Source organism: Adhaeribacter soli (assembly GCF_008727925.1).
Taxonomy (GTDB): Bacteria; Bacteroidota; Bacteroidia; order Cytophagales; family Hymenobacteraceae; genus Adhaeribacter_A; species Adhaeribacter_A soli.
In genome coordinates, this window is sequence record NZ_VTWT01000003.1 from 1 (window position 1) to 23,739 (window position 23,739).

Annotated in this window: 12 protein-coding genes; 7 read left to right on the forward strand and 5 right to left on the reverse strand. The window is 46.9% G+C overall.

Annotation, left to right across the window (positions count from 1 at the left end):
• The first annotated feature begins 581 nt into the window (after positions 1-581).
• The 3 genes from F0P94_RS06285 to F0P94_RS06295 all read left to right on the forward strand — a co-directional run bounded on the left by F0P94_RS06285 (position 582) and on the right by F0P94_RS06295 (position 5,069).
• A complete protein-coding gene (locus F0P94_RS06285; RefSeq protein WP_150902980.1) occupies positions 582-1,205 on the forward strand; it encodes a hypothetical protein in 624 nt (207 codons plus the stop codon).
• An 870-nt stretch (positions 1,206-2,075) separates the two neighbouring features.
• Complete coding sequence (locus F0P94_RS06290; RefSeq protein WP_191906943.1) at positions 2,076-4,421, forward strand: T9SS-dependent choice-of-anchor J family protein; 2,346 nt, start codon at positions 2,076-2,078, stop codon at positions 4,419-4,421.
• 117 nt (positions 4,422-4,538) lie between these two features.
• Positions 4,539-5,069 (forward strand): GreA/GreB family elongation factor, encoded by a 531-nt coding sequence (locus F0P94_RS06295; RefSeq protein ID WP_150902982.1) that lies wholly within the window; start codon positions 4,539-4,541, stop codon positions 5,067-5,069.
• Positions 5,070-5,150: 81 nt separating this feature from the next.
• Here the strand turns inward: F0P94_RS06295 and F0P94_RS06300 are convergent, their stop codons facing one another.
• A complete protein-coding gene (locus F0P94_RS06300; RefSeq protein WP_150902983.1) occupies positions 5,151-5,531 on the reverse strand; it encodes a VOC family protein in 381 nt (126 codons plus the stop codon).
• A gap of 204 nt (positions 5,532-5,735) precedes the next feature.
• Here F0P94_RS06300 and F0P94_RS06305 point away from each other — a divergent pair, with 204 nt between their 5' ends.
• Positions 5,736-7,145, forward strand: a complete 1,410-nt coding sequence (locus F0P94_RS06305; protein ID WP_150902984.1) for a sodium:solute symporter family protein — start codon at positions 5,736-5,738, stop codon at positions 7,143-7,145.
• Between the two features lie 44 nt (positions 7,146-7,189).
• On the opposite strand, the gene F0P94_RS06310 is transcribed toward F0P94_RS06305, so the two are convergent.
• Together F0P94_RS06310 and F0P94_RS06315 are read right to left on the reverse strand one after the other, a co-directional pair.
• Positions 7,190-7,984, reverse strand: a complete 795-nt coding sequence (locus tag F0P94_RS06310; RefSeq protein WP_150902985.1) for a hypothetical protein — start codon at positions 7,982-7,984, stop codon at positions 7,190-7,192.
• A gap of 198 nt (positions 7,985-8,182) precedes the next feature.
• Positions 8,183-15,442, reverse strand: coding sequence for a T9SS type A sorting domain-containing protein (locus F0P94_RS06315; protein WP_191906944.1), 7,260 nt, complete (start codon positions 15,440-15,442; stop codon positions 8,183-8,185).
• Positions 15,443-16,131: 689 nt separating this feature from the next.
• Here F0P94_RS06315 and F0P94_RS06320 point away from each other — a divergent pair.
• The 3 genes from F0P94_RS06320 to F0P94_RS06330 all read left to right on the forward strand — a co-directional run bounded on the left by F0P94_RS06320 (position 16,132) and on the right by F0P94_RS06330 (position 19,288).
• Positions 16,132-16,839 carry a YebC/PmpR family DNA-binding transcriptional regulator gene (locus F0P94_RS06320; protein ID WP_150902987.1) on the forward strand — a complete coding sequence of 236 codons (708 nt, stop codon included), beginning with the start codon at positions 16,132-16,134 and terminating at the stop codon, positions 16,837-16,839.
• 431 nt (positions 16,840-17,270) lie between these two features.
• Positions 17,271-18,197 carry a hypothetical protein gene (locus F0P94_RS06325; protein WP_150902988.1) on the forward strand — a complete coding sequence of 309 codons (927 nt, stop codon included), beginning with the start codon at positions 17,271-17,273 and terminating at the stop codon, positions 18,195-18,197.
• 197 nt (positions 18,198-18,394) lie between these two features.
• Entirely contained in the window at positions 18,395-19,288 is an 894-nt protein-coding gene (locus F0P94_RS06330; RefSeq protein WP_150902989.1) for a T9SS type A sorting domain-containing protein, read from the forward strand.
• A 76-nt stretch (positions 19,289-19,364) separates the two neighbouring features.
• Here F0P94_RS06330 and recJ read toward each other — a convergent pair whose 3' ends face one another.
• Together recJ and F0P94_RS06340 are read right to left on the reverse strand one after the other, a co-directional pair.
• Positions 19,365-21,074, reverse strand: coding sequence for a single-stranded-DNA-specific exonuclease RecJ (gene recJ, locus F0P94_RS06335; RefSeq protein WP_150902990.1), 1,710 nt, complete (start codon positions 21,072-21,074; stop codon positions 19,365-19,367).
• Between the two features lie 763 nt (positions 21,075-21,837).
• Entirely contained in the window at positions 21,838-23,667 is a 1,830-nt protein-coding gene (locus F0P94_RS06340) for a tetratricopeptide repeat protein (protein ID WP_150902991.1), read from the reverse strand.
• Positions 23,668-23,739: the final 72 nt, after the last annotated feature.

Here is a 23,739-nt window from a genome sequence, read left to right on the forward strand (position 1 = left end):
AACTTCCAAATCTTAAAACAAATTTATTTTTAAGATCTTTCTTTTAAAAACCGGCCTTATTCAAACCGTAAGCCCCTTTTGCTTTCCCGCTTCCTTCTGAATCGGGGTGCAAAAGTCAGAAATGTTTTTCATTCCTGCAAACTTTTCATCAAAATATTTTCTGAAGTTTTCCGGAGCTGATTACTGGAAGTGAGATTGCCTTACTGCCCCGAAATTAAGATAGCTACTTATTGTAGCCTGAGGTAGAACCAAACTTTAGGAACCGAAGTTCAATTCCTGGTAAATTCTTTTTTCAGCCCTTCCATCTTCTTCTTTCAACCCTGCCTGCTGCTGAATTGCGATGCAAAAGTAGCAGCCTTAAACGGAGTTTGCAAGCCACTGTTGCTTTTTAACATTAACTTTCCGGTAACAACTACATTTTCAGAAAGAATTATTTTCTTGACTGTCCTTTTCCTTTCTTCCCTTCTTTCCCCTTGCTAAGGTCTTCTCTACTTTTTATTGCCAATCGGCTTTTATCTTCCTTCTGGTTTCTATTATGCTTACCTTTGTTGCGGACATTTACTATTCCGGTCTTTCAATTTATGAAGCATCTTTTACCTTTTCTGCTACTTTCCTTTTCTTTGATTTTATTTGGGTGTCAGACTGAAGAAGAGCCGGCCATAACCTATCCGGCCTCCCGGTCGGAATTTTACTTCTCTGGCCTTATTGATAGTAAAAAAATTCTGATAGAAGATGGCATACATGGATTTAGAAGTGATGCTACTTCTCAGGGCACTTTAGGAAATGGTTACTATGTAGAGGAACAATCTCTTTCTTTGACCAATTCTGGTTCTTCTAAATCTGCCGGGTTTGTTCTTGTTAAAACTTTTGGCAGCAAGCCTACTGGTTGTAATTTTACAGAAGGTATGTTCCGGCTTGGATCTTATACTTTTGGTCATTCACCCGACAGCACCAATGACATACCTTTGGACGGCGTAGTTATTTACTTTACTGATAATAATGGGAAATACTGGAGCTCTGACCTGGGTACCGGCAACCAATCGGGAAGTATGTTTAGAATTGTGGAGCACTACCCGAATTCTGACGGTTCTTCGCAAATGATTTCCAAGGCACAGTTTTCCTGCAACCTGTATGATGGTCTTGGCAATGTAAAAACCTTAATGGATGGTGAAGCGAAGGGACGAACCGTTTTTTGCAATTTTTGACCCATTCTTTTCAGTGCATTGTATAGGAAAGTGCTACCTCTTTTAGGGACAAAAGCCATTTAACACTAGTATTCAAGACATTACCTGAAATAGTATTGGAAAAGGAAGAGAAATTCAGACATTCCTAAATTAACCCTCCGTTTAAGCCGTTTTAAAGGCTCTATTCTATATAATGGGCTAGCTAAAATAAGTAATCCGGATGAAGGATTATATTCCGGCTTGCATTATAATAGCCTTTAATTAATGATTGAACAAACCAGGAACCACCATTCAGGAGGGGATTATCTTTCTAAAGGACCTTTCTGCTGATCCGCTTCCCTTTGCGGCAGAAACATAAAGGCACTACAAGGTCTTCAATCCTTCCATTCCTATTATTAATGACTACTTAAAGCGCAGTATTCTTACCAGATAGCGAACTAAAAATTAGGGCATAACCTGAAAGGAACTTCAATTACCTGATCATTATAATACCGGCATTTATATATTTTTATTCTAGCTACGAATATTCAGGCACCCTTACCTTTTTACTTTGTAGCGGAATTATAAGGAAGTATGAACCCTACACAGATCAAGGTGACTTCGGGTATCAGGATTTCCTTTGGGGTTTCCCTAACCAGCTTAATATTTATGACACCTAGTAGGCCATAAATTACACCGTTGTTAAAAAATAACAAACACCCTACGTTTCTCTTATATTTTAATTACCTTTAGCCGCTAAAAATAATCTTCTTTATCATGAAAAAAACTTCTACTTCTTTTTTTAAAAGAGGTATAACTGCTGCCTTTGCTGTAAAGCAAAGAGTGCTACCGGCCTTTATACTTTCTTTATGCACTGCCTTTGCAGCAGAAGCTCAATATTGCACCACCAACTTGCACAGTTTACCCTGCGATGCTACCGATAACATTAACTCGGTAACTATTACAGGCACTACCTTAAGTAATCTGAATTCAGGCTGCGGCAGCGCTTCGGTTAATGGTTACACTGCTTTTCCGGCTACAGGCTCTACTACCGCTTCGCTTCAGCAGGGCAACGTTTATACTTTTAATGTAGAAACTACCGACGACAGCAATATTTCCCTGTGGATAGATTATAACCAGAACAACCTTTTTGATGCCAGCGAATGGACTCAGATCTCCGCTAATAATCCAGGTGGTACTACTGCTTCGGTTTCTTTTATAATGCCCTTCTCTGCTTTACCAGGCACCACCCGCATGCGGGTACGCAGCCGTTTAAGCGGCAATGCTAATGGTGCGGCAAATGCCTGTACTTCTTTTGGCAGCGGCGAAACCGAAGATTATACCATTACAATTACCGCTGCACCTGCCTGTACGGGAACACCAGTAGCCGGCACGGTTACAGCCACCCCGGCTACTGTATGTGCCGGCGTTACCAGCCAATTATCGGCGACCGGAGTTACAATTGCCAATGGTATGGTTTACCAATGGGAAGAATCGGATGACAATGGCGTTGCCGATCCGTGGGCGAACGTAACAGGCGGAGTAGCCAACCTTTATACTTATACTTCCCCGGCCCTTTCAGCAGACCGGTGGTACCGGTTAAAGGTTACCTGTACGGCAAGCAGCCAGACCGCAACTTCTGCCGCTACAAAAGTAACTTTTAACAACGTTGTTGTTTCTACTTTCCCTTATACGCAGGATTTCAACACGGTAACTTCTAATAATTTACCATGCGGCATTACCCTAAACGATGCCAATACCGATGGTTACACCTGGAATACTTACCTGGCCCAAGCAGGCAGCACCGACCGCGTGATGGCTTATTTCTACAATGACGCCGATCCTACTATTGGCGCCAACGACTGGTTCTTTACGCCAGCCTTAAACCTGCAAGCCAATAAAGATTATATAGTAACTTTCGATTATGCTGCCCTTTTAAGCGCATTCCCGGAAGCCCTGGAAGTACGCTGGGGCAATGCGCCAACAGTAGCCGGTATGCCAGCTGCCAACACAGTGCTGAATTTGCCTTCTATTACCAATTCAACCCTTGCAAGCGGTACTGCTGCTGCCATTCGCCCTACTACCACCGGCACGTACTACATAGGCTTTTATGCCAAAAGTGCTGCCGACCGGTATGTTTTATTAATGGATAACCTGGTAATTACAGAGCTTTCTCCATGTTCAGCAGCTCCATCGGCCGGCACCGTTGCTGCTTCTCAGGCTACCATTTGTATAGGTGAAACCGTTGAACTAACTGCTACCGGTGCTTCCAGCGCTGGCGGTTTGGTTTATCAATGGGAAGAATCGGATGATAACGGCGTAAATGATCCATGGGCTAACGTAACGGGCGGCACCGCTGCCGGCGTAAAATTCACTACGCCTTCCCTTTCTGCAGATCGCTGGTACCGTTTAAAAGTTACCTGTACTGCTATCACTCAAACTGCAACTTCAGCAGCTGTTAAAGTTACCGTTAATTCCGGGGCCATTACTTCTTTCCCTTACACGCAGGACTTTGATTTGGTTACCGCGCCAGCCGTTCCGTGCGGTTTTATTATTGAAGATTCGAACAATGATAATTTTACCTGGATGAACGATGCTTACAATACGACCGGCCAGCAAGGTATGATCTACGTGTATAACGATGACGACACTACCATACCGGGCAACGACTGGTTCTTTACACCGGCAATTGCCATGAATGCGTCTAAGGAATATATTGTTACTTTTAACTATGCCGCAGCCGCCTTCCAGGGCACAACTTATCCGGAAAAACTGGAGGTAAGATGGGGAAATGCCGCTACATCTGCAGCCATGACCGGTGGCACCATTTTCTCAAATCTAAACATTAACAACACTACCATGACTCCGGGAACAACCTCTGTAATCCGTCCGGCCACAACCGGTAATTACCATGTTGGTTTCCATGTAATCAGCGATCCGAATCAGTTCTTCCTGACAGTAGATGATATTAACATTACGGAACGCAATATCTCCGGTCTGGCGAACGAGTTAGGAAACTCCGTTTTGGTTTACCCGAACCCGGCAACCGACAAAGTGAATGTGGAGATCTCCAATACAGCCGCCAAGTCAATTTCTGTAGAGGTTGTGAACACACTTGGCCAGCAGGTTTACAAAACTTCGGCGCTGAATAACCAGAAAAACCAGCTAGACCTGAGCAAGCTTTCAAACGGCATTTACTTTGTAAAAGTACGTTTAGACGATAAAGTAGGTACTTACCGGATTTCCGTTCAGAAATAAGAACGATCAATCTTCATTTATTAAAAAGGAGAGGCACTTGCTTCTCCTTTTTTGTTTCTATGCCTACCCGAAAGCCTTTCAGAAAACCTGGTACTTAGCTTTACGTTAGGCCATTTTATGAGCAGAGCTTTTGTAAAAGAAGACGATGCGGGCGAACCGCCCATTATTCCGCCGCGGGCGGCATTGCCACCAGGCGTACCCAATTACGTAACCCCGCGCGGACTGGAATTGCTCCGGGCAGAAATGCAAACGCTGGAAGCGGAACGAACCCAGATAGAAGCGAACCGCGACGATGCTGCGGAACGGACCCGGCAATTGAATATTATGAACGGGCGGACCAGTGCTCTGGCTTCGCGGCTGGCCAGTGCCAAAGTAGTGGACCCGGCCGGGCAGCCATCCGATGAAGTGCGTTTTGGCGCCACTGTTACCCTGAAAACCATTAAGGGAGGAAAGCCCGGCCTGGAGAGAACGTTTACCATTGTGGGCGTAGACGAAGCTTCGGTAGCAGAAGGGAAAATTGCTTTTGTAGCACCCATTGCCCGGGCGGTTCAGGGCGCTAAGGTTGGCGAAACCCTTCCGTTAACGCTTGGCCGAAACGAGGAAGAAGTGAAAGTTACGGCAATTTCCTACAGCGGCATGCAAGGCTGAAGGCAGCAGATGAACAACGCTCTGACAGTACCAATTCCTCGGTTTTCCAATCCAAAAAGATACCGTTCCAAATCAATGCTATCAGGCAGGTTCCCAGAGTTCGAGTTTGTTTCCTTCGGGGTCCATGATCCAGGCAAATTTACCGTATGCTTCTTCCTGCATCTCCCCTATTAACGGTATGCCTTCGGCCTGTAAAACTGCTACCAATTCCTTCAGGTTTTCTACCACATAGTTTACCATGAAGGGTTTGTCGCTGGGCTCATAGTATTTGGTGGTTTCCGGGAACGGGTTCCAGGCGGTGTAAAAATCTTTTTGCTGTGCTTGCGTTTCCGGCGAATTCCATTTAAAAACCGCACCCCAGGTTTCAGAATCGATGCCTAAATGCTTTTGGTACCAGGCTCTTAACGCTTCCGGGTCGCGGGCTTTAAAGAACACGCCGCCAATGCCGATCACTCTTTTCATAGTTCAGGGAAATTAATTGTTAATGCAGCCAATATATGCGTTTTCCTGATGCAGTTTTCACCTGATGAGTTTTTTCTAAAAACCCGGAAGCTGGAACAGTAGGGTTTGCGGTTGAAAAAGTGCCTATAATTTGTTTGGCGTACTACGGAATAGGAGGAAAAAACTTCTGAAAAACGGTACTTTTATTCCGGAAAAACTGCCCGTATGCTGCTTCTTTTTATTGGCCTTTATTTGCTGCTGAACGTTTTTATTGGGGTCTGGGCCGCCCGGCGGGTGAAGAACACTTCCGATTACCTGCTGGCCGGCCGGCAATTGCCTTTCTACATTTCCACGGCAGTGGTTTTTGCTACCTGGTTCGGTTCCGAAACCCTGCTGGGCGCTTCGTCGGAATTTGCCGAAAACGGTTTGCTGGGCGTAATCGAAGATCCCTTCGGGGCAGCGTTGTGCTTGTTCCTGGTAGGCTTGTTCTTTGCCAAAAAGCTTTACCGGATGAACCTGCTTACCTTCGGCGATTTTTACCGGATCCGTTACAACCGGGCTACGGAAATAAGTGCTTCGGTTTTCCTGGTGGTTTCTTATTTCGGTTGGGTAGCCGCGCAAATGGTGGCCATCGGTATTATCCTGAACCTGATCTCCGGCTTGTCACTCACCACCGGAATTCTTGCAGGGGCAGCTGTGGTGGTAATTTATACATTTATGGGTGGCATGTGGTCGGTTTCCATTACCGATTTTCTGCAAACCATCATGATCATCGGCGGCCTGTTGGTAGTAACGTTTCTTACGGTGCAGCGGCTTCCTTTCGAACAGGTAACGGCAGATCTACCGGCCAATTTCTTCGATTTTTATCCGCAAACCCGTAGCGTTCCGGACTGGATAAATTATTTTGCCATGTGGATCACCATTGGCTTGGGTTCTATTCCGCAACAGGACGTTTTTCAGCGGGTGATGTCGGCGAAGTCGGAGAAAGTAGCGGTGTGGTCGAGTTATGCGGCGGGCTTTCTGTATTTAACGGTGGCCCTGCTGCCGCTGGTGCTTACGCTTTACGCGCAGGTGCTGCACCCGGAATTACTGCACGGCGACCTGCAACTGCTTTTACCGCATTTAATTCTGAACTCTTCTTCCCTGGCAATTCAGGTACTGTTCTTCGGGGCACTGATCTCGGCCATAATCAGTACGGCAAGCGGCGCGATTTTAGCACCGGCAGCCATCTTAAGCGAGAACATTATCCGGCCATATTTACCTGCCATTACCGATACCCAATTGCTACGCCTTTCCCGGTTCTGCGTGCTGCTGGTTTCGGTAGTTTCCTTGGGTTTGGCCCTGATGAAAAGTAATATTTTTGAACTGGTCAGTTCTTCTTCGGCGCTCAGCCTGGTTTCGTTGTTTGTGCCTCTGGTTGCCGGCATGCTGGCCAGGCCGGTTTCTCCATTTGCCGCAATTCTTTCCATGCTTTCCGGGATGGCGGTCTGGATACTGGCTTTGTACCTGGAAACGGAAATCAATCCGCTGATCTATGGGTTGGGTGGCAGTATTTTAGGGTTGTTGGTTGGTTTGCTGCTCAAAAAATCAGAAACGATTTCTTTACCAATAAGTAAGAAAATAGTCCGGAATTGACCTGAGCTATAAATCGTGCCTTTGTCTTAATTTGCAGAGCCCCTTTATTTACAACTGTAAGTATAGGTTTCCGTTCTCACATCACCGTATCCGTTTGTTTCTATTCTGGTGGTTGGATACCCGGCAGGGTTAAAGTTTAAAGTAGCAGTATACGATTTTGATCTATCGACTACGCCACTTCCATATTTCAAGGTGTATTTAATTATATTATGCGGGATAAAGAACTCATTTCCATAAGTAGAAGCAATTACATCTGCAGAAGGGACTTTATTATTATCAAACTCAAATTCTTCAATTGTATAAAGCACTCCTGAATTTGAATAAGAATTAGCAACAACTTTATTATTGGTAAAGGAATAGGTTGTATAAGTGCTGGGGTCGCCCGTAAGATTATAATCTTCATCTTTCCTTTGTAACTGGCCCGAAGGGCTATAAGTGTACGAAGTTGTTCGATTTAGTACCGGAGCGCCATTCTGTTTGGTATAAGTAAGACGTTTTTGCCAGCGCCCCAAATTGTTGTAAGTGTAAGTCATATAAAAATAGCCAGGACCGTTGGTTTGAACCTGCGTTTGTTCTACTACCTGGTTTTGTGAATTGTAAACGTAAGTCGTAGTATATAAGCTACTATAATATTTCCAGTCATATTTCACCAGCAGATCGTTCGCATCAAAGTAACGTTTCTGCCAGTAAGTAGAATCCTGATTTACTTCAGTAAGCAAGCATTTGGCAACGGCTGGTGCGGGTTGCGGATTCTGTTTATCATCATCCTTATCACAGGAAGTCAGCAGGAAGCCAGGAACAAGCAGCAAGGTCAGGATAAATAGCTTTTTAAGATTCATAGGCAGCTAATAAAGTGCGTTTAAATATAACATTCTCAAACAACACTCAAAACTACTTTCTGTTTAATTTCAGGAAGAAGTGGAAAGTGCATGCAGAGGTTAAGATTCTCCATGCACAATAACTGCATCTGTCGGAGTTCAAACAAAAAAAGGGAAGCCTGTTGGCTTCCCTTTTTTAAATCTATTCAGTACCGTTTTCTACTGTTTGATCAGTTTGGTCTGAATGTTTTTGTAGCCGATGCGGGTATGCAGGAAGTAAACGCCGGCCGGGTATTTTTTATCCAGGCCTATTTCCAGCGTGTTTACGCCCTTGTTTACTTTTACCTGCTGCTTCAGTACTGTTTTACCGGCAATATCGGTCAGGCTGATCGAAACGGTTTCAGTTTGCGGAGATTCTACCGACAAGGTAAAGTTTTCGGAGAACGGGTTTGGCCAGGTTTTTACCACTAGGGCCGCTTCGCCGAAATTCACCGCTTTTGGTCCGTAGTAAGTAGCGGTACCATCCAGGTCTAGCTGCTTCAGGCGGTAGTAACGCAAGCCGGTTTTAGCTGCTTCGGTATCGGTAAAGGTGTAGGTCTGCTGACCGCTGTGGTTACCGCTTCCGGCCACAAATCCGATCTTCCGGAAGGCTCTGCCATCTACTGATACTTCTACTTCAAAACCGCTGTTGTCTTTTTCCATGGCAGTGATCCAGGTAAGCTGGGCTTCGGAGCCTCTTTTCACTGCCTTGAAGGAAACCAGCTCAACCGGCAGTGGCTTGGTAGCATCGCCTAAGGCCCATACTGAGAAACCTTTCACATTGTTGATCGATACTGTTTTAGCAACTTTATCGCGGGAGGCAAAGCCTACCGGCTGCCACGGCGCATTTCCGGTTTCCGATTTAAAGTACACCAGGTTGTCTTCGCTGATCGTACCTAACTCATGCTCCAGGTAAGAAGTGGTCATGTTCACGTTCAGGTTGCCATTGGTAGCCGGATGAATATGAAATACGCGGGCAATGCTCCGGGATTCGTTCGCTCCGCTAACCGGCGTTCCGGTTACGCGGGTTACGGTAGTCAGTCCCGGGAAAGCTGTAGAAGTTAAGCTTGGTTCCAGTCTAAGGCCGATGCCGTTGAAAGTGAAAGCGTTGCCCGGCGCATTCTGGGTGTTTATCTGGTTCATATCAGCAGAAGCTTCCACGTTTCCGTTTACATAGCTCGCGTCTGTTTCCGTTATGGTAGCTGTTTGCGCTAAGGTTACTTTATAAGCTGAAGAAGTTTCCAGAATGCCCTGGTTCAGCGTTAAAGCCCCGGCCACCTTTACATTTCCTTCCAACATTTTAGTACCAGTTCCGGAGATCTTCAGGTTCTGGTAATTGAATGCCGGCACAATTTGAGCAGCACCGGTAAACTCGATCGTATTACCAGTTACTAAATAAGGATTTGCATTGGCAGAAGTCGCTGTTGGAGCAAAGGTATTCTTCACGCCAATAGTACCGCTTTCTAACGTAACCGAAGCATTACCTCTCGCTCCGCTGATGATCAGGTTGTTGTAATCCGGACGGACTGAAATGGTTTGCGCACCGGTTCCGTTATATTCAATTGTAGAAGCATTGTCTAAAGTAATGGCTGTAGCCGTAAGGGCCGTATTGGCAGAACCGGAGAAGCCTTCAGCTTTTGCCGTCTTAACCGTACCGTTTACAGCAGCTGAGCCGTTTCCGGTCAGCTGATTTGTGCTCATATCCAAGGTGCTTCCGTCATTCAGTTTGAAAGCGCCGCTCACTGCCATGCTGCTGCCCAAGGTTACTGTATTCGAATTCGAAACCGTAAGATTGCGGACAGCTGTTGGGAAAGCAGTTTGGGCGATGGCTGCCACTCCGGTTAACTCCAGATCCGCGCCGGCATCGAAGGTTTTCTTTCCTGTAGCAAAGCCAGTAATAGCATCATTAAGGCCATTAGCGTGTGCTGTTTTAACCAACGCACCCGCATTGGCAGTAAATGAGGCTCCTGTAGTATTGGTAGAAATTACCTTGTCCTCCAGATTCAGCGTACCATTTACAATAAACTTTGAATTTACACTTGCAAGTGGTAAAGCACCAAGGCCTAAGCCCGATTTCATAGTTAAGGTACTGCCTGCAGCTACGATATATGGAGAATAAGCTGAATTTGTTCCTGAATAAGTGAATTCCTGGTTTGAAGTACCGTTGAATACAAATCCGTTCGGTGAAGTGCTTAATGAGCTTACATTGAAAGTTCCAGATCCGGACTTAGTGTAATTACCGGCAATCTTTATTTCGTTACCCGTTATAGTTCCCGTAGCGCTAGTTGTTCCTCCAAAGTCTACAATCTTGCCAGATGTGCTGGTAGCAACAAAATTACCCGACACGTTCATTGAAGCCGCGCCTGCAGTTGTTGAATTAAGAGGCTCCAGCAAAATAGAACCCGTGCCAGATACAGAAACATCTTTCGGTGATATGGCTGAACCAACATTTACCACTACGCTATTTACAGATCCGTTATTAATAAAAGTGAAAGTACCGCCGGAAAGGTCAAAATTCTCTTTCAAATTTATTTCGTAAACACCCTGGGAATTTGCTGCATTGAAATTACCACCAGTCTGCGTGAAGGCGCCGGCAATGTTCATCGTTAGTTTATTGGCATTGCCCAGGGAGCCGTTAAAGCCGCCGCCACTCAGGTTGAATTTCTTATTAAAGTTTATTGTCTGGCTGCTACCTGTACTGGAATTCGTGCTTACGTTTCCGGAGCTCTGCGTATAATCGCCATCTACAATTAAGCCACTACCTAAAGTATAAGAACCGGTACCCGAAAGGATCAAATTATTGTAATGGCCACCAGAGCTTACTGATAAGACTGGAATTGTAGCACTTGTACCATTAAATTCTACTGTGCTGCCAGCTACGGTATAAATATTTGTTCCCGGACTGAAGGTACCGGCAATTTTAATAATGCCGTTTTGCGCCAGTATTCTGGCACCTGTTCCGTTAGAAGTCAGGTTATTGTAATTTATTGCCGGAATTTCCTGCAAAGCAGCGCTGGTGAACGTTACTGTTCCGGTACCCGGCGCAATTCTGCCGGTAGTAAACGTAGCCGGAGCCGTAAAGCTTCCTGCAATATTAATAGAACTACCTAAGGTTACATTGCCTGATGTCCGGTTTCCGGAAACGATCAGGTTATGGTAGCTGAAAGAAGGAACCGTTTGCGCGCCGGTACCATTAAACTCGATGGTACTGCCGGTTGTAGTATAGGTATTGCTTCCGGGGGTAAAAGCGCCGCAAACCTTCAGAACGCCGTTGCTTTCAAGGGTCCGACCAACAGCACTGGTTCCGGTAGAAGTTAAGTTCCCGTAGTTCAGGGCGTAAATGGTTTGGGCACCGGTATTACCGTAAGTGAATGTACTGCCGCAATCAAAAGCCGTGGTTGCCGGTGCAGCATAAGTGAAGTTTCCGTTAACAGTAAAACCTGAGGTTCCGTTCAGCGTCAAATTGCCGCCGGTAAGCAAGGCACTGCCCGAGGCAGTAAGGGTTGCCGAACCATCCAGGGTTAAGGAACCACCACTAATAAGCAGGTTGGTTAAGGCAACGGTATTTCCGGCAGCGATTACCGGCTGGTTAGCGGCCGAGGCATTGCCGATCGTTACATCATCCACGCTCGTCGGAAGGCCGATAGGTGACCAGTTCGTATCGGTATTCCAGTCGGAAGAAGTATTGCCCGTCCAGGTATAGGGTAGCGATGGGTTAACCCGGCCGGTAAATTCGTTATTGTGCAACTGGCCAACCGCTTCATTCTGAGCAGGCGTAATGTTAAAACTGCTGCTGGTTGCACCACTGGTCGGGGCATTAGTTGGTAGCTGGGTCCAGTACGCACCATTCCAGCGGTTTGCTTTAATAGAACCATTAGCCCCCGTTATATCTCCACTCGGATAAGTAAAGGTTGCGGTATAACTATAAGTGCCACTTCCGCTGTCGGTGAATTTCCAGTAACGTTTCAGGTAATTGGTTTGAGCGCCGTTAACCGTGTTTTGCGGGTGCACATCGTTTACCACGTTTACGCCAATGGTACGATTGGTGGAATTAGTTACAATTGTAAGCTCAACCGGAGAATATTCTGCCGTGCCGGTCATATCGCCGATCGGGAAGAGATAGGCCGTACTGGTTGCGCTGGCTGCAATTGTTCTCTTCAACTGACCAGTTCCATCGGCAACAAACATTTTCGTTGCAGAAGGGGAAGTAATATTAATTGCGTTTACTGTAAGATTATTAGTACCTAAAATTACCTGACCATTGGTCAGCGTGAAGGTGCCGGCAATTGTCTTACTGGAATTCAGGATAAGCTGGGCATTGCTTACCGTAACGTTAACAGGTCCATTGGTAGAAGGGAACTCTTTGTCGGTAGTTGTCTGAATTCCGGAAGTGGCTGCATACTCCAGTCGGTTGTTGATACCAGAATATACTACCGCCCCAGATCCTGAGATCGGACTGCCAGCATTGTTTATGGTAAGTACAGCATTATTGTTTACCGGCATATTACCGGTTAAATTAATACCACCGGTATTATTGATTATATAGCCAACTTTCCCGGTTACGCCGCCGGAAGCAAAAGTAACATTCTGTTGAGCTGCTCCTCCGAAAGTAATGGTTGGGGAAACGACACCGGTATTGGTAATAGTACCGCCAGACTGGATCAGGTCTCCTGAAAGCACGAGCTTTTGGGTACCGCCGGTTACATTGCTCAGATCCAGAATACCATTGCTCTGAACCAGGTTACCATTAACGTTAAGCGTACCGGTGAAAGTCCCGCTTCCGTTAGTATTACCACTAACGATGGTAGTACCCCCATTATAAAGCAGGTTACCTTTTACAGTCATTGTATAGCTTCCGCCCAGCAACAGGCTACCAGTTCCGGTACTGTTCACTGTAAGGTTCCCATTCACTGTTCCAGGCGCGCCGCTAAGCGATAAAATACCGGTAGTCTGGCTTGGGCAATTCCAGGTAAAATTCCACAAACTGGAAGGTATTCCTGCAGGCATCTTCGAAACCACTCCGGTAACTAAAAAATCGGAACCAGTGTTGTAAGTAGCTGAAGCAACAACCCCCTCGTCCCGGGCATGTTCGTAAGTAGATCCAGCATTAAATAGAAGTGAAGCAGCAGCTGAAGTAATAACGCCGGCATTTTTAAGGACTCCGGTTACGGTTACAATGCTGTTTGCGGTATTTAAGCTATTCAGGAAAGTAGCAGGAGTATTTTCTTTCAGGTGGAGCGTTCCGGCAATTGTAGCTTCATTGCCGGTGCCGGAAAAAGCCAGGCCAAGGCTATTGGTACCGGTGCTGGCCAGGATCAGGGAAGAACCGCTTTCAACAGTTAGATCGGTATTGGCGCCGCCGGAAATAGTTAACGTATTGGAGCCGGCAGATTGCAGGTTTACTGTGGTATTTCCGGTTACAAAAAGCTGACCGATGGTTTGCATTGGTATGTTGGTTACTGTAACCGTACTGCCGGAGTTAAATTGCAGCACATCGCTGTAGCTCAAGTTCTCGCGGCCTGGCGTCCAGTTTCCGGCAACCGTATAATCATTGGACTGCGAGCCGTTCCAGGTATAAGTGCGATTGGAAACAAACCGTCCGGTAAAGTCGCTGTTGTTCAGAGGGCTTTCTGTACTGGCCTGAGAAGAGAGATTCAGAACATTAGAAGCGGAAGAACCGGCTAATTGAGCCCAGTATTGTCCGTTCCAGCGGTTAGGCAGCATACTGGTTGCTGTCCCGCTTACGTCCGCTGGCAGATAGGTGAAATTAGCAGTGTACGTGTAAGTACCGGTTGCTGCATTATCGTCGGTAAAACTCCAGTAGCGGTTCAGGTAGCTGGTTTGGGTAATTCCCTGATCCATGTTCGGGTGCTTTCCGGCGGCTACTCTTAACCCGATTGTTCTGGCAGCAGTATTGGTAGCGAAGCTGATTGTAGCAGGGGTGTATTCCGGCGTGCTGCCGTTAAACCGTCCGACAGGGAAAATAAAGGAAGATGAGCCGGATGCAAAGGTCTTCTTAAGCTGGCCCGTACCGTTTAAAACAATCATCCGGGTACCGGAAGCTGTTCCGAGAAAGGTGCCTCCAATGGTCAGATCATTGTTTCCTAAAAGGATAAGACCGCTGTTTAAGGTAAGCGTACCGCCAATAGCGCCATTTCCGGTTAAGGTGAGAGTATTATTCGGTGCAGGAGCAGTAAGATTAACGGTTACGTTGGTGGGGCCATTTAAGGCGGGCAGCTCTCTTGTAGTTGCAGTTATCGCACCGGTGGCAGATGTATAGGCCAGCGTTGTAGTTCCGGTATAAGCAACAGCTCCGCCATTTACAGGAGTAGCAGCGTTGCTGGCGATGGTTAACGTTGCTCCGGCATTTACAGGAATTGTACCCGTTAAATTAATGCCGGCATTGTTGCTGACGGTTACGTTAATAGTGTTGGCAATGCCAGGAGTAGCAAAGGTTACATTCTGGGCAGAAGTACCATTAAATTCAACCGTGCCTGAACCGCTTCCCGATTCTGTAAGGCTGGCTCCGGCACCTTGCGTAAAACTGCCACTTACTTTTAAGGTAGAACTGCCGGAGGTGCTGGAAAAATCTATGGATGTATTTGGCGCCTGCACGAAGTTATTAACTACCAGAAAATTATTGTTGCTTGCTGCGTTGGTCAGCCTTAAATACGTGCTGGCATTAGATTGCAGAAAGAATGTACCTGCTGCCGTTATAGTACCTCCGTTTAATAGCAGGTTCATGGTGGAGTTTCCGGTAATATTCCAGGTGATATTGCCAAAGGTTTGGCCCGTCAGGTTCGGAATTACGGAAGAAAGTGCAGTATATTTTCCGAAAACTATAGTTGAGTTTGCGCCCCAGATTGCTATAGGTACAGTTCCGGTAGCAGTAGTAAAGTTATGGTTATAGGTAGAGCCGTTGCTGAAAGTTAACGTACCGGCCGGACTGGTAATAAGGCCCGCATTATTTATAGTTCCATTAATAGTAACAGCAGCGTTTGTAGCGTTGAAGTTATTGTAAACGTTAGTTGTGCCGGGACCAGAAAGGGTAAGGATCCCATCTATTGTAGCGGTAGTGCCAGCGCTAAAGTTTACCGTTAAGCTGTTGGAGGTATTGCCTAAGGTCAAGGACGTTCCGGTTGGAATTTCTAAATCTATGCCGTTTCCGCCGCTAATGGTTAAAGTAACTGTAGCAGTAGTGCCTTGCAAGGTAACATTGGCATTACCGGAAAGCACCAGTTTGCCGATGATTATGGAAGGTATTGCCGTAACTGTAGCAGTGGAATTAAAGGCAATAATATCGGTTGCGGCTGAAGGGATAGAGCCGGTAGACCAGTTCCCCGGGGTTATCCAGGCGGTATTGCCTCCTGCTCCCGTCCAGGTGTAAGTGGTTTGCGCCTGCAGGCGGCTAAGCGGCAGCAAACAAAGCAAGACCAACATCACTTTAAAGCATCCGGCTTGGTACCCGGAAGCTCTTCGTGCAGCATGCTTTTTTTGTTTGTACCCGATTTCGGCCCTGGATTTTAAGGGATGCGAGTGAGTAAATGATTTGAGCATAGATTATAAATAGTGAAATAAATTATCCAACAGAGACAAGGTCCAATACAACACGTTCTTAACTACCCAAAATAAAGCCGTTGCATGAAGCTTTAATGAAAAAAAATCTTTTCTTCAGCATAATTCCATGTTAAAGCTACAATAGGTGGCCGAACGAGGCACTATTAAGCTTTGCACCAGATGTTATTAGCAGACTTTGGGAGAATACAAAAATTTAGAAATAAGTTCCTATCTTAAAGGAAGAACCTGCTAATTAATTCCAATTTTTTCCGGCAATAGAACTAAAGGCCGTTTTTAAGCCAAGTGATATGCGGTGTAAGGAAGCAAATTAACTCGTACTGGTTCCGGACAGGAAATAATACCTGCTTTGCCTATGGGCTTTCCAGGCAAATGCCTCCAGTTTTTAAAGGAGGCTTTACCGGAAATTAAAATGGAGCCATGCATTTTTGACTTCAGGCACCAGACAGACCACAACTAAAAGTTTCTTTGTAAAACCCTTTCCAGAAATTATTCATTGTGCAGGGAAAAAATTAATTTTACCTTTCTAAAAATAAACTGTGCTACGATAAGAAATGGGAAGAGCATTTGAATTCCGTAAAGCCCGCAAATTTAAGCGCTGGGATAAAATGTCGAAGGCGTTTTCGCGCTTAGGCAAAGAAATTGTGATGGCGGTGAAAGAAGGCGGCCCGAACCCGGATGCCAACTCGCGCCTCCGGACCGCCATTCAGAACGCCAAAGGCGTGAACATGCCCAAGGACCGCGTAGATGCTGCTATTAAGCGCGCTTCGAGCAAGGAAGAAGGCAATTACGACGAGGTGGTGTATGAAGGCTACGGCCCGCATGGTATTGCCATTCTGGTAGAAACCGCTACCGACAATATAAACCGCACCATTGCCAACATGCGCGTGTATTTTTCGCGGGCGGGCGGCGCGGTAGGCAAAACCGGCTCCCTCGATTTTATTTTCACCCGTAAAGGTATTTTCCGCTTGCCAGCCGAAGGCCTGAACCTGGAAGAGCTGGAGCTGGATCTGATCGATTTCGGCGCGGAAGATATTTACGAGCACGATGGCGAGATCATTATTGAAACGGCCTTTACCGACTTCGGAGCCATGCAGAAAGCCCTGGAAGAACGCGGCCTGCCGGTAACTTCCGCCGAGCTGCAGCGCATCCCGAACACCCGCACCGAACTTACCGACGAACAAGCGGAAGACATCGAGAACCTGGTCGAAAAGATCGAGGAAGACGATGACGTACAGGCTGTTTACCACAACATGGCCTAAGCCACTTTTTAGTACAAAAGCATACGGTTTCCGGCTTTTCATCCAAAATTCCTAGCGTTTCCGGCACCCTGCTCAGGTGGCCGGAAACGCTTTTTTTATGTCTTCGCTTTCCAAATTCCGTTGATTGAAGCCAATAGATATGGGGAATAGGAAATCAGGCCGCAGGTTTTGTGTTTGGGAACAATCCGGTAATGATAAAAAACTGTGCCTATACGTCAGGTTCCTTGCTTATAGCGCCTATCCATTGCCGTTGACTTCAGTCAACGGAATTCCTTAAGGCTGATTGGCGTTTCCGGCTTTGCATGCCTCCTAATACCCGGAAAATAATTTCAAAAAATTCTGACCTCCATACTAAGGGTGTCTCTCTCTTTGAAATGTCTAAAGATCAGAAACCGGTTAACGCCTTCAAATAAACCGGTCTTTTGAAAGGTATGAAAAAGATATTGCTTACTTCCCTCCTGCTTTGCGGATTCCTTTTTACCGGTTTTATCGGGCTTGATCTTCGTCCGTCATTCTCTTACGAGATATTCAGATCACCTTATTATCGCCTTATCAGGAAAACGGCTCCGGCAGCAAATGCCCAGATTGGTTTTGTAGCTGCCACGCTGGATGCCCGTGCTATGGAAAACCCGACTTTTAAAGATGCACGCATGCCGGCTTTACTGGAAGCCATTAACCAATACGTACAGGATAGCCTGAGCCTGCAACCGCTGAACATCTCAACCCCAAAACTAATCGATGGCCCGGATATCTTCCTGGGCTCTGTGCTGCAAGGTCAGCGGCCGCTTTATATCACTGCCGATTGCCCCCAGGAAAAGGAATCGCCGGAATATTGCATCCGGTTAGCCGGGCAGCTGGGGAATAAAGCCTGGATGCAGCAATTGCAGGAACAGATATCTAAAAACAACCTGGATTATGCGCTGGTGTTACAGATAGGCGAAGGTTACCTGTACCCGAACGGGAAAATGAAGCGGGTGAATGCATTAATTGAAAAACGAAGCGCGCCGCAAGCCGGCCTGGATATGGGCACCAACTTCTGGCTGCCGATGTCGCAAAAGCTGGTAGCTACGAATAAACCGATAGACGTGCTGTTCATTAAAGGTTTCCTGATCAGGAAAGATGGCAAGGTTATCCGTTTGGGCGGAGAAGGAATAACGGCGGCATCCAAAGCCCGCTTCCTGGAGCAGGCGGTCAATATCAGCCATGAATTTTCAGAAGAAGAACTCAACAGCGTGCAAAATAATGTCCGGCGTGAAGACCTGCCCGGACGGCCACTTAACTGGCAGATAGCTGCCCGGCACCTGGTAAAAACCCTTACCAACCCGAACCTGGAAAGCCGCGGCGGCTACATTAAATAAGCTACATCAAAAATGGCTGTCATCTTGAGCGACAGCGAAACAGCTCGTCCGCTACTGGTAAAAAGTTTAAATCTGGCTTTCGTGCTGAGAATCAACGAGGTCCTTCGCTATCGCTCAGGATGACAGGTGGAGTTTTAAAAAGCTTCTAATTACTGAGAAAAATAATTTTAACCTAAACCATTAATCAATCTAAAACCGTGAAAAAACTATTTACATTTCTAACTGCTTTATTTTTAGCGTCAGCTACTTTTGCCCAGCAAGGGCCGACCGGCTCTATTCCGAATGCCGGCTTCGAAAACTGGCAAACCAAAACCGGCTTTGGCATGACCGGACCTTATACTTACGACATGCCCCGGGACTGGAAGCTTGGTTTTGCCTCCGAATACATTTCCCTTTTTATGAAGCCAAGCATCGGAAAAGCGCCTAATTCCCTGGCCGGCACCTTTGCCCTGAAACTTTCTTCCACCCCCGACACCATTGGCGCTGATCTGGAAGCTACATTTCCGCTGGGCCCGAACAACCGTCCGGATGGCTTTACCGGCCAATTTCAGACTTCGGGCGTAGTTACCGATATGGATGATTACGGCCAGGCGCTGGTATTTATGACGAAATGGAACGGTACCAAACGCGATACGATCGGATTCGGAATGGGAGAATTAAGCTCTTCGCCCGGTGCATTCTCTCCTTTCTCCACCCCGATCCAGTATATGAACAGCAGCATGCCGGATACCGCTATAATTTACCTGCTGTATTTCCCGGATGAAGCCAATACCCATGTTCTGGTAGACAACCTTTCTTTTATTTACCTGCTTGGCACCAAAAAAGAAACTGCTTCCGCCAGCCAGCTTAAACTGTTCCCGAACCCGGTTACTGAAAAAGCCACCTTAACTTTTAATGCACAGAAAGCCGGTAAAGGCACTTTAATTATCCGCGATATGGTAGGCAAAGAAGTGAAAAAACTGCCAGTAGCAGATGTTAATGCCGGCGCTAATACTATTCCGGTTCAAACCGCCGATCTGAAAAAGGGCATTTACACCATAACTCTGCAAACGGAAAAGGAAACCCAAACCCTCCGCTTCCTCAAACAGTAAGGTTTAGAGTTAAAAAAGCAAAAGAGGCTGCAGGATTTCTGCAGCCTCTTTTTATGTCTGGCTTTTTAGCTTAACACTAACTTCTGAACCGGATATCTTTAATGCGGAGTTGAAGCGAGGTTACGCCCCGGAAAACGTTCTGTTCTACGCAATAGCAAACATCGAAGGGAATACCTTTCAGAATTTTCGGATAATGATCGGCCATACCGAAAGCAATGGCGTCTATTTCGGTCATACCGTCCTGGGTGAGGCGGAGCTTTAAGTGCGTATCGCCTACTACGCGGCAGGAACCGGTATCGTACACGCATTCAGAAGCAAAAACCGGGGCCATGTTGCCCGGGCCAAAAGGCTCCATTTGTTTAATGATCCGGCAAAACGGGTGCGAAACCTGGCTCAGACGCAACGGCGCATCGATATCGATCTGGGGGATGCGGAGTTCATCGGCCAGGGTGCGGGAAACTATTTCTTCAAAGCGTTCGCGGAAGGCCGGAATGTTTTCCACCTTCAGGGTAAGACCGGCGGCATACATGTGCCCGCCAAATTGTTCCAAGAGATCAGAACATTCCAGAATGGCGCTGTGCACATCGAAGCCGGGAACGGAACGCGCCGAACCGGAGGCCATGCCGTTCGATTCGGTGAGGATAATGGTGGGTCGGTAATATTTTTCGATGCAGCGCGAAGCTACAATTCCTACCACGCCTTTGTTCCAGCCTTCTTTATACAAAACGGTAGATTTGGCATTGCGGAGAAATTCGTCGCCCTCGATCATGAGGAGCGCTTCGCGGGTGGTGTTGGTATCGTGCAGGCGGCGGCTGGTATTCGATTCGTCGATGCTTTTGGCGGCTTCGAAGGCTTCTTCTTTGGTTTTAGCCAGCAGCATGGCCACCGAACGTTTGGCATCGCCCATGCGGCCGGCAGCATTTATGCGCGGCGCCAGTCCAAATACGATCGTGGTAATATCGATCTCATCTTTCAGGGCAGCAAGTTCTTTCAGGGCGGTAATTCCGGGCCGGACCGGGCCTTCCGTTAATTGCTTTAAGCCGAAATAAGCCAGAATGCGATTTTCGCCGGTAATAGGTACAATATCGGCGGCAATACTGATAACCACCAGATCGAGCAGGCTGTAGAGTTCCTCCGGATCGAAGTTATTCTGCATGCAAAAAGCCTGCATCAGCTTAAAGCCTACGCCGCAACCTGCCAAGTCTTTGTAAGGATAAGGGCAATCGGATTGTTTCGGATCGAGTACAGCTACGGCAGCGGGCACCTCCACATCGGGCAAGTGGTGGTCGCATATAATGAAGTCTATTCCTTTGGCGCTGGCATATGCCACCTTATCATTCGATTTTATGCCACAGTCGATGCTGATGATGAGGGTAAAACCGTTTTCGATGGCCCATTCAATTCCTTCCGAAGAAACGCCGTAGCCTTCTTTGTACCGGTCCGGAATGTAGTAGCTCAGGTTTTCTTTGAAGTAAGGATGCAGATAGCTGTAAGCCATGGCAACCGATGTGGTACCGTCCACATCATAATCGCCGTAAAGCAACACTTTTTCCTGGCGGTACAGGGCTTCGTTTAGCCGGTTCACCGCCTTGGCCATGTCCTTCATCAGGAACGGATCATGGAGGTGGTCCAGCGAGGGACGAAAATAATCTTTGGCTCCTTCGAAAGTACAGATGTCGCGCTGGCAAAGAACAGTGGCAATTACTTCGTGAATGGAGAGGCACTGAGCCAGATGTTTGACCTTTTCCGGGGCCGGCGCCGCTTTATAAACCCATCTTTTCTCCATACTGCCCGTGCATTTTGTTAATTTACTACCTACAAAATTACGCAATTAGTCCGGTAAAAACCGAATTGCTTTTAAGAGCAACTGGCCAATTGCTGAAAAAGTGCGTATTTTTGCCTGATTTTCAATTCTATTTCACGTGAAACAGCTAAAAGACTTTTATAATAAGTACAAAGATTACGGGCAGACGGATGCACTGATGTACCTTTCCTTTGTTGTTTTCCTGGTTCTGTTATTTATTTTCGGGTAAGCTATTCAGGCTTTTCAGATGTAAGGGCACACTTTTTCCTAGCCTTTTTTCGGTCAGAAACCTACTGTTTTGTTGGTTAGTCTAAATGGAGGAATATCATTGTGCTAGCAGGTGCTCCTTATATTATGTTGTCATTCTGAGTGAGAGCGAAGAACCTTGTCAACGAACTGGGCTACTGACTTTTCTGGCTTTAAACCTATCGTTTTCGCGTCATTTCGACGTCAAGAGAGCTCCCATCAAGATGGTAGTACCTTCTATTTTGACTTCACTACCTTATTCCGGAGATCTCTCCTGCCGTCGAGATGACGGAACAAAAAACCATTTCCCTTAAGTAGACAAAACCACCCTTGCCCCTCCTTGAAAAGGAGGGGAGCTCTACTAAGCCAGCTCTTTGCTCAAACAGTGAAAGGACAATTAGCTGCCATTACACAGTTCTTCACCAGAGTTAGCTGTACTCAAATCTGCAATCGAGTACTTGTATTGTCCTGAAAATCCTTAAATCCTGAGAATCCTGATTCAATTCACCACGGCGGCATCGCCTCTCAGGTTGCGGAAACGTTTGCGGGCTTCTACGGAATAGGTGCTGCCGGGGAATTTGACCAGCAGGTCGTTGTAGAGCTTTTTGGCCTGTTCGATGTCTTTCAGGTTTTCTTCGGTGATTTTGGCGGTCATGAATAAAGCGTCGTCGGCCAGAATATCCTGGTTATGGTTGGCGGTAATCTTCGCTAAATTGAAGAGGGCATCGGTGTAATTTCCCTGGCGTAAATATATTTTAGCTTTCTGGTAATAAATCTCATCGGCCAGGCTGTGGCCGGGGTATTGCTTCAGCATGAAGTCGAGCTTCTGAATGGCTTCCGAGAACTTATTCTGAAATACGAGCAGGTCGGCTGCGGCATACGCTTCCATGGCTTCGGTAGTGGTATCGAGGCCGGTATTATCCGTTATCAGCAAGCTCAGCTCCATGGCATCGTTGGCAATCTCACGGCTGGTGGCCAGTTTCAGAATATCGAGGTGGGCCTGGGCCAGTTCGAAGTCGCCTTTGTAATAGCTCAGGCGGGCATTGCGTAGCTTAGCTTCGTGCCCGATCGGGGTTTCTTTATGCGATTTTTCTACCTGCGAGTATAGCAAAGTAGCTTCCCAGGGCTCGCCTTTCAGCAGGTAAATATCGCCCAGATTTATTTTTGACTGGGCTACCAAGTCCGGATTGGTGCGCGGAGTGTTTACTACTTCTTCCAGCAAATTTATAGCCTGCTCTTTTTCATCGAGGTAGAAAGCGTGGAGCATGGCCATGTTGCGCATGGCGTCGGCGGTGCGGTCGTTTTTACCGAATTCCTGCAGCAGCTTCTGGTAGTCCGCAATCAGGCTTCTGATTTTGGTGTGATCTATCGGGAAAGTGTTTTTCACCTGCTCTTCTTTAGCATTAAGCAGCCGCTGCCGCGAAACCACATAGTAAGGGCCCGACGGATATTCCCGGCCCACGTATTCAAAAGCTTCGATGGCTGTTTCGTAATCGCCGTTCTTTAAGCTAATGGAGCCGATCTCGAAGATCCGGTTGCCGTTTTCGCGGCTGCGGCGGTCAAGGGCACGCGCCTGGATCAGGGCACTGGAAAAGTCTTTACGCTGCAGGTAAACCCACAACAGCAATTCGCTTAATACATTCTGATTCGGGTTTTTCTGTACCGAAGAAATTAAGGTACGCTCGAGCGCTTCAAATTCCTTTTCATCTTTCATGCTGTTCTGAAGCATATTCTGCGCATAACTGATTTGCGCCGGATTGGCCTGCACCAGCAGCAACACCTCGCCCATGAGCTTATCGCTCTGACGCAAGTTGGTATAATGCTGCATCAGTTCTCCGGAATAAGCCAAAGGGTTGTTCTCCAGTTTCCGGCCTTGCAGGTAAGTTTTTTCCAGGTATTCGGGCAAGCCGCGCTCTAAGAATATCTGGGCCGTGGCCCGTACTTTGGGCGGTGTGAGCTGCGAAATTACTTTGTCGAATTGCTTCTGGCTGTTCTGAGCATTTCCGGCGGCGGCATATACTACTCCTAAGTCCACTTCATAAGCGGGCATGCCGGGGTATTTTTTCTGGGCTTTCTTCACCAGTTTTTCCGCATCGCGGTATTTCTTCAGCGCCAGCAGGGTTTTCAGGTAATCGGGGTAAACCTGCGGAAATTGCTCGTTATTCCCGATCAGCTTTTCGAAAATAGCTTCGGCTTTGGCATGATCGCCTTTGGCCACGTATTCCTTCGCCAAAGCCGCATCGCCGGTTTGCTTCTGGGCCTGTACCGGATAATTTCCTAACAGGAACAGGCAAAACAGTATGGTTTTTAAATAAAAAGTTGCGCGCATATATATTTTGTAGTTCGGAGCTTGCCTGGTTTTAAACTTTTCGCTTTAAAGCCTTGGGTTATAAACCCGGCT

What these genes read in the sequence shown, in the direction of transcription:
- recJ (WP_150902990.1), bottom strand. Translation starts at nt 21,074, where the DNA reads ATGGAGAAAAGATGGGTTTATAAAGCGGCGCCGGCCCCGGAAAAGGTC.
- F0P94_RS06285 (WP_150902980.1), top strand. Translation starts at nt 582, where the DNA reads ATGAAGCATCTTTTACCTTTTCTGCTACTTTCCTTTTCTTTGATTTTA.
- F0P94_RS06305 (WP_150902984.1), top strand. Translation starts at nt 5,736, where the DNA reads ATGCTGCTTCTTTTTATTGGCCTTTATTTGCTGCTGAACGTTTTTATT.
- F0P94_RS06310 (WP_150902985.1), bottom strand. Translation starts at nt 7,984, where the DNA reads ATGAATCTTAAAAAGCTATTTATCCTGACCTTGCTGCTTGTTCCTGGC.
- F0P94_RS06320 (WP_150902987.1), top strand. Translation starts at nt 16,132, where the DNA reads ATGGGAAGAGCATTTGAATTCCGTAAAGCCCGCAAATTTAAGCGCTGG.
- F0P94_RS06300 (WP_150902983.1), bottom strand. Translation starts at nt 5,531, where the DNA reads ATGAAAAGAGTGATCGGCATTGGCGGCGTGTTCTTTAAAGCCCGCGAC.
- F0P94_RS06295 (WP_150902982.1), top strand. Translation starts at nt 4,539, where the DNA reads ATGAGCAGAGCTTTTGTAAAAGAAGACGATGCGGGCGAACCGCCCATT.
- F0P94_RS06315 (WP_191906944.1), bottom strand. Translation starts at nt 15,442, where the DNA reads ATGTTGGTCTTGCTTTGTTTGCTGCCGCTTAGCCGCCTGCAGGCGCAA.
- F0P94_RS06340 (WP_150902991.1), bottom strand. Translation starts at nt 23,667, where the DNA reads ATGCGCGCAACTTTTTATTTAAAAACCATACTGTTTTGCCTGTTCCTG.
- F0P94_RS06325 (WP_150902988.1), top strand. Translation starts at nt 17,271, where the DNA reads ATGAAAAAGATATTGCTTACTTCCCTCCTGCTTTGCGGATTCCTTTTT.